Origin of the sequence: Deinococcus budaensis, from assembly GCF_014201885.1 — a bacterium.
Taxonomy (GTDB): domain Bacteria; phylum Deinococcota; class Deinococci; order Deinococcales; family Deinococcaceae; genus Deinococcus; species Deinococcus budaensis.
The window spans coordinates 59,221-74,071 of record NZ_JACHFN010000013.1 but is presented as its reverse complement, the minus strand read 5'-3'; the positions used below and the strand labels follow the sequence as shown (position 1 = coordinate 74,071).

Genomic DNA, 14,851 nt, shown 5'->3' with positions numbered 1-14,851 from the left:
CGGATGAACCGGGCCCTTTGCCGCCGGATATGCGGCGCGGCGGCTGGACGGGGCGATGGGAGCGAGCCGGGACAGGCCCCTCCGTCCCGGGTGCTCAGTCGTGGACTGGGCACCTGAGAGGGTGAGCGGTCAGGGCCGCCTTGGCTTCAAGGAGCCCGTCGACGCCGATGGTGAAGTCCTCGATCAGGGCGATCAGGGCGTCGTCCCGGACGATGTCGAAGCCCTCCTCCCGAAGGAGCCGCTCGACTTCGGACAGCTGGTCCTCGCGCAGGCCAAGCCCACTGCGGTAGGACGGCGGCGCGCCGAGCGCGAGCACACTGCCTGGCAACTCCTCGCGCATGGCGTGCTCAATCCAGCTGTAATCCTCGAGCTGCTCCTCGGAGATGTTGTCGTTCGTGAGCATGGCGTCGTCGGCGATCGGGCGCGGAACGTCGCCTTCAGACGGGTTTTCGTCGTCTTCCGTCTCGAGCACGAGATTCTCAACCATCCGGGGGCCGAACCAGTCTCTGAGTTGCCCCATCGTGAACGGCTCGCCGGATATCAGGACGTTCGCGGCGATCGCGCGCAGCAGCGCGGGTCCGGACGCCGTGTAGACCGTTCCGTTCAGGACCCCGTAGACGAGCTTGCTTGGCGTTGTCATGTCCCTCACTCGTCTCTGCTCTGCGCGATGAAAAAGTGCCAGTCCTCGGTCCCGTCCCGGCTCACGGCGAGCCGGTAGCCGCCCGGCATCAGGCCTTGTTCGCCCAGCGCCAGCTCAAACGGCGCCAGAAACACGTGGCCGTCCCGCGGCGGGCGGGCGATCAGCACCACCACGCCTCCCGGCTTCAGGACCGTCCGGGACGCCTGCAGAAACTCGACGATAGCGTCGAGGTAGGCGGCGTAATGTTCGGACCTCGGCACGTCTTCGAGCGAGCGCGCCGTCTTCGCCCAGCTTTCAAAGGTCGGGGGGTGCAGCACCAGGGCGTCGGAGGACCACTCCGGGACATACAGTCGCAGGTCCGCCACGTCGGCCTGCACGACGTCGGGGCACGAGGGCCGCAGGTCGCCGCCCCAGGCGCGGCGCCCGGTGGCGCGCGCCGCGCGGACGAGTTCCCCGCTGCCAGCCATGGGGTCGACCACGAATCCTCCAAGGGGGCAAACGACCTCGATCAGCGCCTCGGCGACCGAGGGGGCCAGCCCCTCCCGCTGGCGCAGTTCGGGACTGCTCTCGAACAGCCACACCCTCTGGCTGGCCCAGTGGGGTCGGCGCGACCTCTGGAAGAGCCGGTCCACAGCAGTGCGCCAGTCGGTTTCGTTCAGTGCGGCGGCCAGGGACGCCATATCCAGCGAGCGCAGCGGGATGCGGCGCGCCGGGTAGCCCCGGCGCAGCAGTTCCCGGACCTCCTCAGGGTGGTCGACCACGTACAGCAGGTGGCGCTCCACGTAGGCCTGGCCCCACCCATTTCCCTTCACCCAGGCGTGGAAGGCGTCCGGTTCGCGTCTCGACCGCCTGCGGACCGCGTCCACCACCGCGCACTCGCCGCTCTCTCCGGTCCACAGGCGGGCCTGGGCCAGGAAGGCCTGGTAGCTCTGCCAGAAGGGGCGTGCCACCGCCGCGCCCTCAGGCTACCCGGGCGGCGCGGGTGCCGCGAACCGGCACCATCACCGAATAGCCCAGGCCGAGGAAGCGCACCTCGATGCGGGGAGGCGCGGGGGCACGCGGGCTCCGCCTCAGGTGCAGGCGGTGGACCTCGCCCTCCCGCAGAGGCGGCAGGGTGGTCTGACCCGCGCGCCACTGCGGTCCAATCCCCACCAGACCGTAGGCCTTGACCTCCGCCCCCTCCAAGACGACACCGTGCCGGTCGGCGAGGTAGGCGCCGAAGCTCTCGACCGGGTGCGCCCGCCCAACCGAGACCCGGCCGAAAGCACAGGATGTCAGGGTAGCCCAGGTGGACTCGGCGGCGGCCGTGGTGATCACGTCAAGGGCGATGTTCTGCCGGGCCAGCGAGGACACGAGCAGTTCGAGTTCGAGCCGTGACGGCGGCGCGTGATCCCACATCAGCAGGATCCTCGCCGCGCCACGCTGCGCTGCGTCCGCGAGCAGGGTGCTGGCCAGCGACACCGCGCGGACCAGGTCGACCGGACGGCGGACGTGCTCCTCCATCTGGCCGGTCAGGTCGCGGTGCAGTTGACCCGAGGTTGAGATCAGGGCGACCCCATGCGGGGAGTGAGGGGCTGCCTCTTGAAGCGGCGCCAGCCGGTCGTGCGCGGCGATGACCGCCAGGTTCAGTCGCCCTGGTCTGAGCGGGGTCACGGCAGGCGCCAGGTCCAGGCGCACCACCTCTGGACTTTCCCGGGTGACCGTCAGTTGTGGCTGGAATTGCTGTTGAAGTGGCATCGGTGACCTCTACCGGTAAGGTACCCCCCCTCTGTTTATCCGTCGGACGGAAAGTCTCCTCTACAGTGGAGGCATGGACAAGGACGCCACGGCGAGGTTCCTCGACGCGTTCACGTAGGTCGAGAGGTACCTCGCCACCCGGCACGGGACCGGCGCACGCCGCGAGGAGTTCGGGACCCTGCTGGCCCGCGCGGAGCGGAGCGACCGGGCCGTTCGGCCGTACGCGGAAGACCTGAAGGGCTATGCCGACCTGCGCAACCTGCTGGTACACCGGCGCTTCCGTGGCTGCTACCTGGCCGCGGTCGACGAGGAGGTGGCCGGGCATCTCGAGGGCATCGTGCGCACCCTCACGCAGGACAAAGACGTCTATAGCGTCTTCCGGCGCCAGGTCACCGTCGCGGAGGCGGACGCGCCCGTCGGGGACGCACTCACGGTCATGTCCCGGGACAGCCTGTCGCAGCTGCCGGTGTACTGGAACGGGGTCTTCGTGGACCTGCTGACGGCCGACACTGTCTCGCGCTGGCTGGGCGCGAACGTGCGTGATGAACTGGTCGACCTGACCGTCCCGGTTGGAGAGGTGCTGCCACACAAGGAGAGCGTCGAGAAGTACGCCTTCGTCCCAAGAAGCGAGTCGCTGCTGGGCATGATCGGGGCGTTCGACGACCACACCCGGCGGGGGGAACGGCTGAGCGCCGTTCTGATCACCCAACACGGCCGGGCCACCGAGAACCTGCTGGGGATCGTCACCGCCTACGACCTGCCCAGAGCGTTCGAGGCGGCTGGGGAGTAGGGACACGGCGAGAACGTGCGCCTTGGTGGGCAGGACTGGCGTCTGGCTGGGTAATCCGGCAGACCTGCCAGAGAATGGTGGCGAGGCCGATCCGGTGTACCTGCACCTCGCTTGCCCTATAACCACGGCTCTGGCGGTAGTCTTCCGGGGCCAGGACATTGGAACCTCCCGGTGTCGGAGTCCTGAGCGTGCACGAAGCGCACCGCACAGATGTGCGGCCCCTGTCCGGCATGGATGGCGGACAATGGAACGGATCCCATGGCCACACCCGGTCCCCTCGAACGCCACAATCTGGCCGCCCATCCCGAGTTCGGGGCGGTGCTGGAAAAAGTCGCCTCCGAGCTGCGCCCGGACCTGCCGCCCGCGCACGTTCCCGCCTTCTTCCGGGCTCGCGGTCGGCGGCACGACTTCCTGCTCGACCCCGCCAACTTCAGCGTCGTCGACGCCGGCGAGCCCACCGCCGCGCTCGGTTGCGTCGTCTGTGGGATAGGGTCGCGCAGGCAGTACGCCTTCCACGTGCGCTGTGCCGACGGGTCGGTCCAGGGGCCGGTGGGCAGCAGCTGCATCTTCGAGCATGTCCTGGGCGTGGAGAGGGCCCGAGGCTACGGCAACAGCCTGCGGGGCCTGTTGCGCGACCTGCCCCACTACCGCCAGCACAGTGCCTGGCTGGACGACGGACAGCTCGACTACGATGCGTACCTGCGCCGCGCGGCCCTGGGCTATCTCACCGACGCACGACTGCGGGCTCGGGCGCAGCTCACCCGGACACAGCAGCAGGCCCTGGACCGGCTCCGCGCCGCCGGTCAGCCCTTGTCGCCCACGTTGTACGCCACGTTGTTGCAGCGTGGCCAGGACCTGGCGCTGCGCTCGCCGCAACCACCACCGCCCGCTCCCGCGGAGCCGGATCTTCCCCTGTCTGCCGCCCTCCGCAGCCGCGCGCGAGCCCACCTGGACGAGGTGATCGGCGCCCTGCCGGCGTTCACCCGTTCGTTCGTGCTCCGCGCATTGGAGGACGGCCAGGTGCCGGTCGCGTCCTACCTGCGGCGCGCGATCGAGGACGCCGTGCAGAGTGCCGAGCGGCATGCGCAGTCCCGGGAGCGGCTGGCTAGGGCCGCGAAGCCGCAGCGGGCCGTTGCGGCCACGCTACCGTCCAGGGGCCGCCCCACCGCTCCGCAACGAGAGGCCGTGGACCGCTGGGACGAGGTGCGGCGGTTCCTGTCTCCGGAGACGGCCGATCGCGTATGGCCTGGGTTGCGTTCGGGCCGTGCTCTCCTGAGCGCCGACGACTGCCGGGAACTCGACCGGGCCGTGCGCGAGGCGAACGAGGAGCGCGAGCGGCGATGGGCGGGGCATGCCCTGAGGGTCTGGTCGGCTGCGACGGACCATCACCTGGATGGGGAGCTGCTGCGGGTTGCCCTGGAACGGGCCAACCGCGGCAAGCTGATCGCCGTGCTCGAGAGCGGCCGTCCTCTGAGCGGCGAGGTCTGCTGGTCGCTGCAGCGGCTGACCCAGCCTCTGCTCAACCCCCAGCCCGAACCGGCCCTGCGCCGCTCGGACACCTTCCTGCAGCTGGTATGGACCCTGGCTCTCCAGCGGCGGGTCGAAACGACCGTCGCGAAGACGAGCCATTCCCTGTCATGGCTGAGCGCGCTGAGCGGGCCCTACGCCGACTTCCTGCAAGGCCGTGCCGTGGATGTGCCCAGCGTGGTGAGGGTGTTGCGGCAGCACAGGTCCCGCCGGGACGTGGGGACCATCGTGCTGCCGCCCCGGGTGATCGCCGAGGTGCAGGAACGGTGGCCCACGTTGCAAGCCCGCCTCTCGCCGACGGCCCGCGCGATGCTCACGCCGCCGCTCGGTCCTCAGCGTGCGGTCTCCCTCTCGACCTTCGAGGAAGTCGTACACGCCCTGGCACAACCGGCAAGCCCCCGCCTTCCTGACGTATCGCCGCATCGACCCGAGCGTCCTGCCTCCTTGCCAGAATCTGCGCCGGTGCCGCCGAAGGCTCCCGAACTCCGCCCGGTTCCGCCGGAACTGCTGGTCCTCGTCCGGAGCCACCCACAGATGTTGTCGAGGGTCAGTCCGAGGCTGCGGCCGACCCTCGAAGCTGCCTTGCAGAACGGCACACCGTTGAGCCCCGGACTGCTGCAACTGCTGCGGATCACGGTCAAGGAGTTCACGCGCGAACGAACCTGGTCGGCCTTCGCCACCGCCCTCGCGGAAGAGGCGGAGCGGCTGGGCAGGGCACCGCTCGCCCGTGACCTCGCGGTCGAGGAGCGTGGGCCCTTCTGGCGGCAGAACCTCGGCCCGGTGTTCGAGGCCTATCGGCGCGGCGTCGACCCGGACGGGGCCCTCGTCCTGCAGGCGGCGCAGCTCCTGGAACAGGATTCGGCGCTGAAGGAGGCGGTCGGCCGTCCTGTTCCCGAAGAACCCGCGGCGCCCGGGCACCTGCGTGACGGTCGCCACTTCCTCGATGCCCTCGCCCGCCAGGCTGGGCGGCTGGGACAGACGGAGGCGGCCCGCAAGCTTGCTGACCCGGCGCTGGAAGTCAGGTGGCTGGCGTTGCTGCCCGTCGGCTGGCGCGGCTACCGGACCGACGGGGTCGTGACCGCAGCCGCGGTGCGGGCGGCGTTGGACCGGGCTCGGGGCGTGGATCAGCTCGCTGCGGAGTCGGCGGTCGCTGCCCCAGGACACGGCGGCACGAGGGCGACATCTGGGGAGCGATGTCACACGGGGCGAGACCGAGACTGAGCGCTGCTGCGGGACCTCCGCGCCGACCGTCGGGGCGTGGAGAGGCGGATGCGCGACATGCTCGTCGAAACACCGTGTGTGCTCGGAGCGCTCGTACCGGCGCGGACCGCCCGAGCGCACCTCGGTCTGCTGGATGCCGTGGTGGACGAGCTGCTCGAGGACCTGGAGGGACTGCTCGGGGACATGGCCAGAACACCGGGCGGAAAGCCGAGGACCAGAGTCCCCGGCTTTTTCATGAGACAGGTTCCGGGCAGGCGGTGCGATGTTTGGGGAGCAGCGAGAGTTTGGGGAGATGTCCACGAACCACACGCCCGCTCACCTCGACGCCCTCCAGACAGTTGCTGCCGACGCTCGGCGCACAGAGGGCCCGGCGGCCTGTGCCCCGCACGACCTGCGGGAGAACGGTTCCCGCGCCGCCCCGACCAGCGTCCGCGCGGTGCTCACCCTAGTCCAGCAGACCGTATCGCCCGGCTTCAATCTGCCGACCCGCCTGCGGCGCGCGGCGGCCGAACTCGACGATGCGGTGCAGTGCGCGAACCTGGCCTACCCGCACGTGCTCGACCACCACGCGCTGTTCCTCGTTTACCGCACGGTGGCGCGCGTCACGGGCCACCTGCTCACGGACGTGGAGTGACAGGCCCTGGCCCGGGGCACCAAGCCTGCGCTCGGCCCCCCGCGTCTGGCCTTGCTGCAGCACGGGGAGTCTTGGAGGCTGTGGACCCACGCACCCGGGAGTCGCTCGACCTGGCCGGCCGGACGCAGCGCAGCGCCCTGTCCGATCTGGCCGTGCAGTTGGCGCACACCTGTTCGCCAGACGAAGAAGCCTGAGCCAGGGGAGAGGTGTGCGGGCGCGGGGCGAGTCCTGTTCCCGACGACCCGGGGGAGAGTGCGAAGCGGGGAAGGCAGGGTCGTGCCCATGTGGACGGGGCGAACACGTGACGGGCTCGTCCCTGTTCACATGGGTCAGGAAGTATCGAATACATACGAGAGATCCGTGCTCCCCGGCGGCCCGGTCAACCCTGCCGGTCACCGATTTCCACGACGGCTTCACCCTGCTCCAGCAACCGGTGCGCCTCGGGGAACACCCGGATGAACACCTCCCAGAGGGCTCGGGTGCTGGTGTTCCTGCAGGTGACGTAGAGCAGGTGCGGGGGAGGCCCCAGCCGAGTCACCCGGTCGAGGAAGTCGCTGCCCTTAGACACGACCACCGCCCCGGCAGCTCGGGCCGCCTGGAAGATCTCGTCGTCGCCGGCGTCCCGGTAACCCAGGTCGCTCGCGCTGCAGGCCGGCACGCCGAAGGTCTCGGTCAGCCAGGGGGCGAGCTGTGGCGGGAGCTGCGCGTCCAGCCAGGAGGGACCTCCCGGCATGTCAGGCGCTCAGACGCGGATGATTCAGGTAGCGCGCGGCATACAGCAGGGCCGCGTGGATGTCCTCGCGCTCGAGGTCGGGGTAGTCGTTCAGGATTTCCGTCTCAGGGACGCCCTGACCCAGAAGGTCGAGGATGTCGCTGACCCGGATGCAGGGGCGCCCACCGCATTGCCGCGGGTCGACGGTCATCCGGTCCAGGAGGCTCATGGGCTCAGTGCACCGGTGCAGGCTCATAGGGCTGTAGGAGCAGCTCCGCTTTCGCCCATGCGTTGGCGAACGAGGGGGATGGACACGGGGGGAGTTGGACTGGACTCATAGATAACCTCCTCTCGCTATGAGGGCAGGCTTCGATACCTGTCGGTTCATCGGCGCGCCGACTGGGGTATTCCAGTATCAGCACCCTTCCGTCCGACGGAAAATTCAGGGCCCGTTACCGTGAGCATATGACCCAGGATCATGACCTGACCACTGCGCCCCATAAGGCACCGCACCTTCCAGAAACCTTGGAGCGCACCGAGGTCGAGCAGGCACTGGTGGCCGCGGGCTTCAGCCGCCGCGCCGCACGCGCCCTGGTGGCCCATGCCGTGCACACCCGTGCGCTTCCTTTCGACAAGCCCACCTCCATGGCCTCGGCGGTGGCACTCCGGGCCAGGGGCGGGGTCCCCCAGTACACGGCAAGCCTGAGCGGCCTGGCCGCGCCGGGATACGTCTACGAGGGCTGGATCCGCTTCATCCACGTGGCCGCCCACGACGGTGCCGCAGAGGACGAGGTTCCCGCACGCGCTGTGGTGGAGGCGGTCCGCCGCTTACGGCCTGAGGTCAGCGACACGGACAACAGCATCATGGGCGACTACTGCCGTGACCTCCGCGCCGTGCGCACCTGCCTGTTGCACGGTGAGGCGCTGCGCCAGTACACCCTGCGCCTGGCCCCGTGATGATCCAAGTGCGGGCGTCGCGGCTCCCCGCCGATGTTCGGGCCTCCAGACGAACCTGGTGGCTGGCCTGACTGGATACGTCCGCATATGGGGTATCTACGTCGTGGCCGAGCGACACTCCTCGAGGCTTGAGCTTCCTTCTGCTCTGGTTGCCGCGCGGAGGCGTGCGGAACGCGCCGCTCCTCGGGACCTGGGCCCGTGAGTCGTCTCCGATGCCCCAAAGTCGTCCGGGGAGGCGGTGCCGGCATGCTGTGGCCGCGCGGTGTTCTACGCCTCAGGGGCCGCTGGTCTGGTTCGCCCCCAACAGGGGCAGCAGCTCCTGGGGAAGCAATGCTGCAGGGTGAGGGTCAAGCATGCGGCGCAGCGGGCCGAAAAAGCTGTGGACCTCGGCATTGGCACCGGGATGGGTCAGGGCCAGGTCCAGCAGGGCGCGGGCTTCGCCCAGCCGGTGCTCGCGTGCCAGCACGTCGGCCAGGCCGCCCAGCGCCTCGGCCACCACCGAGGGCGCGTCGCAGTGCGTGGCGAGGCGAGCCGCTTCCTGGTGGCGGGCGCGGGCCTCGTCCAGCCGGCCGAGCCGGGCCAGGGCGTGCCCGAGGTTGACCATGGCGTTGGCGACTTCCCAGCTCTGCCCCGAGTCCTGCGCCCGCTGCAGCACCCGCCCGCTGTGCTGCAGGCTCAGGGCAGGGTCGCCGCGCAGCAGCGCCGCCCAGGCGAGGCCGGTCAGGTTCAGGGTCTGGCCCTCGCGTCCGCCGTACGTCTCATGCAGCGCCAGGGCCTGTTCCATCAGGGCCTGCGCGGCCCCGAGGTCGCGGCGTTCAATGGCGATCAGGCCCGCCGTGTTCAGCAGCTCGGCGCGCAGGCGGGGACGGTCCAGGACAGCGGCCTGCCGCAGCGCTTCCTGCACGTCCCGGTGCGCGCCGTCCAGCTCTCCCAGATACACGGCGCTGCGGGCCATGCCCCCCAGGGCACGGACGAGGAGGTGCGGCCGTCCGGCTTCCTGCACTTCGGTCCGGACGCGGGCAAACAGGGCGTACGCGTCGCGGTAGGCGCTGCGGCGGTGCAGAATGCGCGCCTCGGTGAGCAGGGCGGCCCCCAGCAGCGGGAGGTCGCCCAGGGTCTCGGCGCGGGCACGGGCCTCGCTGGCCAGGGCAAAGGCATGCGCGTGGTCGCCCAGGCGCTGGAGGGTGGACGCGAGCGCGAGTTGCAGGGCCGCCTGCAGCGCCGCGTCCGGGTCGCCAGGGCCGTGGGCAAGCCCCTGGAGGGCGGCCTGCAGGTCCTCACGGGCGTCATACAGGTAGGCGCGGGTCAGGCGGTAGGACGTGAGCTGCAGCACCGTGCGCACCAGGGCCGGGTCAGGCGGCGTGGGGGAGTGCAGCCGCCCGGCGAGCAGCGCCCGCAGCGTGGGGTAGTGGGTGTCCAGATGGCCGAACCACGCCGCGCTTTCCGTCGGATGGGCCCGCAAGACGGCCTGGGCCCGGCTCAGGCCGCGTTCGTGGACGCGCCTGAGGAGGGCGGGGCGCCGGCGCAGATAGGCCCGACTCTGGTCCAGGAGTTGTTCTGGAAGGCGGTAGAGCCCGCCCCCCACGGGCAGCAGCATGTGCCGGTGAATCAGCGCGGAGAGCAGGAAGGACGAGCCTTCCGACACCTGTCCGGCCCAGGGCAGGTCGAAAGGACCGCCAAAGGTGCTCAGGGCCGCCAGCACACGCCGCTCCGGCGAGCCGAGTTCCGGCCACGGGCCAGCGCCGGCCTGCCGCGACCGCCCGCTGCGCTCCAGGTGCTCGGCCGCGCCCCTCAGTCCGAACATCCGGACCAGGGGCAACAGGGCCGCCAGGGTGTCCGGCTCGCCCGCCGCGTACCGGGTCAGGACGTCGAGGGCGCCCTCGTCCATAGGGTCCGCCTGCGCGGCCAGCGCTGCCCGCAGCTGGTCGTCTGGCAGAGGAGCGAGCGTCAGGGAAGCTTCTCCCTGGACGCCAAGGGGCGCGCGCGCCGTCACGATGAGGCGGGTGCCCGGGCTGCGTGCCAGCATCGCCTCGATCAGCCGGGCGGGAAGGGTATAGGGCGCGGCGTCGTCGAGCAGCAGCAGGGTCGGCCGCCGGCCCAGCAGCCGGGTCACGGTCTCCACACCCGCGGGGGCGACCGCCGTGCCGAGCAACGCCTCGCTGATCCGGGCCAGAGCCACCTCAGGCAGCCGCACGCCCCGGAGCGGAACCTCGTGCGCGCCGCCCGGATACTGCCTGCCCAGTTCGGCCAGCAGTTGCCGGGCCAGACGCGTCTTGCCCCGCCCGGCAGGTCCTGTGAGGGTCAGGAGCGCATGCCCGCCGAGCTGCCGCGCCGCGTCCTGCATCTCCGCTGCCCGGCCGTACAGGTGGGGCTGGGGCGGCGGGTGCCCAGGCGGGACATGCCGGGCGACCGCGCCTTCCCAGTCCTGGGGACGGCCCTGGGTGAGCGCCACGACGCTCTGACCGCGCAACTCCGCTTCGAGCCGCAGGGCCGAGAGCTGCGGGCCGAGCCGGGCGGGCAGGCCCTGGACCTGCCGCAGCAGCCACGCCGCTCCCCCCTCGCCCAGTGGCCCCACCTGCGCCTCGGCCAGCGCCAGAACGGCCCGGTGCGTGAGCGGGGGCAGGGTCAGCAGGTGAGGCCCCGGCGCTGCTCCCGCGCCGCCCAGCGGCCCGAGCGCCTGTCCGGTCAGGACGACCTGCGCCCCCGACAGCAGCGGAGCGAGTTCAGCCAGGGCAGAAGCGCTGAGGTGTTCCGGGGCGTCGAGCAAGGCCGCCAGGGGTGCTCCGGCCCGGCCTTCCCGCAGCGCCGCACCGATGGAGCCCCGGAGGGGCACGCCATTCAACGTGGCGCCCTCCCAGGCGTCGTGCTGCCGTGCCGCCCGCAGGGGATCTCCCTGCACCTGCAGCGTCTGGTAGCCCAGGGTCTGGGCGATCAGGTTCGCCTCGCGGAGAAAGGCGGTCAGGCCCCCTCCAGGCGGGGCCTGCACGGTCAGGCGGGTGCCCGGCACGGAGAGGGCCCGCTGCAACACGGCCACCGTCTGTGCCCGGGCCTCGTCCCGTTCCAGCAGCCGGGAAGGGCCGCGGTCAGGCCCCGCCCCGGAGGCCGTGTTCTCGTCCACCACCTGACCCCGGCCCAGGCGCTTGGCCGTCAGCAACCGGGCGTCGGCCAGCGCGAAGAGCGCCAGGGGGCCGTCCATACCCGCCTGCCAGGCCGCGACCCCCATGCTCACGCGCAGCGACCGGTCGGGCCGCCGACTGAGACGGTGGATCACGTCCTGACCCCATTCGGCGAGTGCCGCTTTGGGCGCGGCTGCCAGCACGGCGAATTCGTCGCCGCCCAGCCGGTACACCTGCCAGCCCGGGCGCAGCTGGGCCTGCAGGGTCTGGGCCAAGATCCGCAGCGCCTCGTCGCCCGCCAGATGTCCGAAGGTGTCGTTGATCAGTTTGAGGTAGTCGAGGTCACACAGCAGCAGCGTGCAGCAGCCACCGTCCGAGAGGCGCCGGCGCAGCTCCGCCTCGAACGCGGTACGGGTGGGGAGCCGAGTGAGGTCGTCCCGGCTCGCTGGCTGCGTCATGCTGCCTCTATTGTGAAGGATTGATGGGCCCGGTGGTTCCAGAAATTGCGTGAACGTCCCGGGACGCTCGATGCGGAGTCGCTGGGGCTGGCCATGGGCAGAAGCGGCACCGGGCTGACCGGCGTGCGTGAGCGGGCGACGGCGCTCAGCCTCCTCACCGTCTTTGCGGAGGCTCACGCTTGTCGCAGAGCTCAGGCCGGAGACGTCCGCGTTCTGCCAGCGTAGCCGGGCCTCCTTCGCAGAGACGCTGAGGTCAGCCGACGCCCGACTCGATGGGGCCCACCGACCCGGTCGCCCTCCCTCATCCGCAAGACATCGGTGGTCGGCGGACTATGCGGGGGTCGCTTCCGGCGAAACCAGAGCGCCCGTCACCTGCGCCTCGGTCAGGGCGATGAGCCGCTCCAGGGTGTCGGCGATCTCCGGGACAGGTGTCTCGGCGGGCAAGGCCAGCTTCAGGTTCATATAGACCTGGTCCTGACTGGGGCCACTCCCTTGCATCTGCAGTTGCGGGAAGTGGTCCTGCACCTCCTGCACCAGCGGCCGCCAGGCGGCGACGAACCGCTCGCGTTCGGGCCGCTCACTGCCGAGTTCCACGTCGAGTCCGACCTTCAACTGCCGGTCCTTCGCACTCCAGCTCAGCTCGTAGTGGACCTCTACCGGCCAAGCCACGTTCGGGATGCGGCGGTAGGTGAGGCCCTTGCCCATGTCCGAGCCGTGCAGGTAGTAGCCCGGGGGCAGGTGAGACCACACTTCCCTCGCCAGGGCGTCGAGCTCGGGCATCTTGCCTTCGGGGGGCACCACCTTCCGGGCGCGGAGGCGAAGCACGAGGTTCAGCAGCCGGGTGAGGGCCCGGCGGACCTGGCCGGCGCCGACGTCACCCGGGAACGAGACGACGACCTGGTGCGCCGAGGTGCTCACCGCATACTCGTTGAACACCAGCTCGACCTGCGCCCCCACCTCCATCAGGAGTTGCTGGGCCTGGGCCTTCTTGTCCGACTGCTGGCCGTGTTCCTCGCGGAAGACCAGCCCAAGGCCCTCCTCGCCGTCTTCCTGCACCAGGAACTTGTAGCTCCTGGACCAGCCGTCCACGGTGAGTTCCGCGCCCGCGTCGGTGTCGCGCAGGACGCAGCGGTGCGGCGGGCGGGCCTTCAGATCCTCGATGACCGCGTCGAGGCTGCTGGAGAGTGCGGGGGTCGCCTGCGGGGCTTCCGCCAGGCTCGGCTGGGCCACCTGGGTCGGGACAGGCCAGATCCGCACGATCTGCTCGGCCAGGTCACGGGCGCGGGTCTCGATCACGTCCTCGTCCCAGTGGCGCTGATGCTGGAAGAGGGTGTTGAGCCGCAGGGCGCTCTGCTCGGCCAGCGCCGGGCGCTTCACGTCGTAGCCCTTGTTGGAGACGCTGCTGTTCAGGGTGCCGCGGATCAGGGTGAGGTTCCCGAGGTTCTGCAGCCGGGCGTCACGCCAGGCGGCCACGTCCGCCACACCGTCCCGGGGAGCCGGGGGCGGCCAGTGTTGGCGCCAGCGGCGCGGCAGAACGTGCTCCACCGTGGGGGGCGCGGCGAAGATCAGCTGCTCCTGCCGGTCGGTGGTGAGCTGCATCTCCACCGCCTCCAGCAGCATGCCGACGCCGCGGGGCCGCAGGCGCTTGTAGGTGGGGGCGGTGACGAGTTCCGTGCGGACCTCGTCGTCCCCCGGCCAGCGGACACTCTCGCCACCGCGCCGCAGCAGCTGCGCCCGGACGGTCTCCTGGACCGGGCCGCCCGCGCGCAGGGCCTGAAGTAGGTGCAGGAACAGCTGGTTGTAGTTCTTGCTGCCCAGCCCGACGACGAAGCGCCGGACCGTGAAGCTCTCCAGGTCGTCCAGCGCCGCTCGAAGTTCCGCGGGCGGGAGGTCTTCGCGCGTGAGCAGCCACAGCAGCAGGGGAGTCAGGGTGCTGAGGTCCATCGCGTCCAGGCGGCGACGGACCACACCCAGACGGGTGGTGGGCGGGGCCTGCATCCACTGCTCGTAGGCGTGGGCATACTCCACCAGCACGGCCAGACCCGACGCGACACTGCCGTCCCGCGCGCTCCACCAGCGCTTGAACTCGTCGAAGATCGTGCCGTCCGTGACCTCGCGCCCCTGCTGCACGGTCAGGAAGTAGGTCAGGAACCAGGTGAGCTGATCACGGGTGACGCGTCCGCGGGTGGAGCGTTGCCGCCAGAACCCGCCGTCCTCATCGAAGGGCGCCCAGTAGGTGCGGAACAGCGCCTCGACGTCCTCTCCCCGCCGAGCCGCCTCGTTGAAGACGTGGTTGCGCACCAGGTCCGCGGGCTGCAGCGGCTCGCCGCGCGCGTTGAGCGTCTCGAAGATGACCTGCGGGTCGTCGTCCTCCTCCAGGTCGATGCGGACCACCTGCAGGTACCGGCGCATGGCGGTCAGCAGCGCGTCGGCCCGTTCTCTCAGGGTCTGTGGATCTTCACCCAGCCAGGCTTGCAACTCGCCGTGGAAGTAGACGTAGGCGGCGAGCAGGTTGGGCACGTGCCGGATCTCGTCGCGGGCCTGCTCTACTTCCAACGTGAGGGCAGCTGGATCCCCGCGCTCGACCACCTGCTCGAAAGTGGGCTGGTCGAAACGGGTGGGCCAGACCTTGAAGCGCTCCTCGGGGGAGGCCTTGAGGCCCTCGTTGACCAGGAAGCGGGCGGCCTCGTCGTGCATCACGGGGTAATGGCCCTGCAGGGCGTCCCGGAAGGCGGCGAGGAAGACCTGGAAGGTCGTGAGGCGCTGCTGGCCGTCGATGACGTCGAAGGCGGTGAGCTGGTGACCGTAGGTCTCCAGCCGGGAGACGACCACCGCGCCCAGGAAGTGCGGCTGGATGTGCCGTTCACGGGCCAGGACCTTGTCCGCGCGGGAGCGGATGTCCTGCCACAGGGGAGCCCACTGGCGGTCCCTCGTCCAGACGTAGCGGCGCTGGTAGATGGGGATGACGTAGCGCTGGGAGGCGCTGAACAGATCCAGCAGGACGTACGTGAACGGCTTCACCCGGCCATGGTAGGGGAGACGGGGAGCCGGGCAGGACG

11 protein-coding genes are annotated in these 14,851 nt (G+C 70.6%); 4 read left to right on the top strand and 7 right to left on the bottom strand.

Annotation, left to right across the window (positions count from 1 at the left end; translation table 11 throughout):
- Positions 1-94 precede the first annotated feature (94 nt).
- Genes HNQ09_RS14870 through HNQ09_RS14860 form a run of 3 tightly spaced genes read right to left on the bottom strand, consistent with a single transcriptional unit; the run spans position 95 to position 2,377 of the window.
- A complete protein-coding gene (locus HNQ09_RS14870; RefSeq protein WP_184030900.1) occupies positions 95-640 on the bottom strand; it encodes a hypothetical protein in 546 nt (181 codons plus the stop codon).
- 5 nt (positions 641-645) lie between these two features.
- Positions 646-1,590: a TRM11 family methyltransferase gene (locus HNQ09_RS14865; RefSeq protein WP_184030898.1), complete on the bottom strand. Its 945-nt coding sequence runs from the start codon at positions 1,588-1,590 to the stop codon at positions 646-648.
- A 10-nt stretch (positions 1,591-1,600) separates the two neighbouring features.
- Positions 1,601-2,377, bottom strand: a complete 777-nt coding sequence (locus HNQ09_RS14860; RefSeq protein ID WP_184030895.1) for a hypothetical protein — start codon at positions 2,375-2,377, stop codon at positions 1,601-1,603.
- A gap of 313 nt (positions 2,378-2,690) precedes the next feature.
- On the opposite strand from HNQ09_RS14860, the gene HNQ09_RS14855 reads away from it, so the two are divergent.
- The 3 genes from HNQ09_RS14855 (at position 2,691) to HNQ09_RS14845 (ending at position 6,549) form a co-directional block, all read left to right on the top strand.
- Positions 2,691-3,167, top strand: a complete 477-nt coding sequence (locus HNQ09_RS14855) for a CBS domain-containing protein (RefSeq protein WP_184030893.1) — start codon at positions 2,691-2,693, stop codon at positions 3,165-3,167.
- Between the two features lie 258 nt (positions 3,168-3,425).
- The gene (locus tag HNQ09_RS14850) at positions 3,426-5,915 is read left to right on the top strand and encodes a hypothetical protein (protein WP_184030890.1); all 2,490 of its coding nucleotides are present in this window, start codon (positions 3,426-3,428) and stop codon (positions 5,913-5,915) included.
- A gap of 292 nt (positions 5,916-6,207) precedes the next feature.
- Positions 6,208-6,549: a hypothetical protein gene (locus HNQ09_RS14845; RefSeq protein ID WP_184030887.1), complete on the top strand. Its 342-nt coding sequence runs from the start codon at positions 6,208-6,210 to the stop codon at positions 6,547-6,549.
- Positions 6,550-6,928: 379 nt separating this feature from the next.
- On the opposite strand, the gene HNQ09_RS14840 is transcribed toward HNQ09_RS14845, so the two are convergent.
- Together HNQ09_RS14840 and HNQ09_RS14835 are read right to left on the bottom strand one after the other, a co-directional pair.
- Positions 6,929-7,282, bottom strand: coding sequence for a DUF5615 family PIN-like protein (locus tag HNQ09_RS14840; protein WP_184030885.1), 354 nt, complete (start codon positions 7,280-7,282; stop codon positions 6,929-6,931).
- A gap of 1 nt (position 7,283) precedes the next feature.
- Complete coding sequence (locus HNQ09_RS14835; RefSeq protein ID WP_184030882.1) at positions 7,284-7,490, bottom strand: DUF433 domain-containing protein; 207 nt, start codon at positions 7,488-7,490, stop codon at positions 7,284-7,286.
- A 236-nt stretch (positions 7,491-7,726) separates the two neighbouring features.
- Here HNQ09_RS14835 and HNQ09_RS14830 point away from each other — a divergent pair, with 236 nt between their 5' ends.
- Positions 7,727-8,218, top strand: a complete 492-nt coding sequence (locus tag HNQ09_RS14830) for a hypothetical protein (RefSeq protein ID WP_184030879.1) — start codon at positions 7,727-7,729, stop codon at positions 8,216-8,218.
- A 274-nt stretch (positions 8,219-8,492) separates the two neighbouring features.
- Here the strand turns inward: HNQ09_RS14830 and HNQ09_RS14825 are convergent, their stop codons facing one another.
- Both HNQ09_RS14825 and HNQ09_RS14820 read right to left on the bottom strand, forming a co-directional pair.
- Positions 8,493-11,792 carry a diguanylate cyclase domain-containing protein gene (locus tag HNQ09_RS14825; protein WP_184030876.1) on the bottom strand — a complete coding sequence of 1,100 codons (3,300 nt, stop codon included), beginning with the start codon at positions 11,790-11,792 and terminating at the stop codon, positions 8,493-8,495.
- A 330-nt stretch (positions 11,793-12,122) separates the two neighbouring features.
- The gene (locus HNQ09_RS14820) at positions 12,123-14,813 is read right to left on the bottom strand and encodes a GmrSD restriction endonuclease domain-containing protein (RefSeq protein WP_184030866.1); all 2,691 of its coding nucleotides are present in this window, start codon (positions 14,811-14,813) and stop codon (positions 12,123-12,125) included.
- Positions 14,814-14,851: the final 38 nt, after the last annotated feature.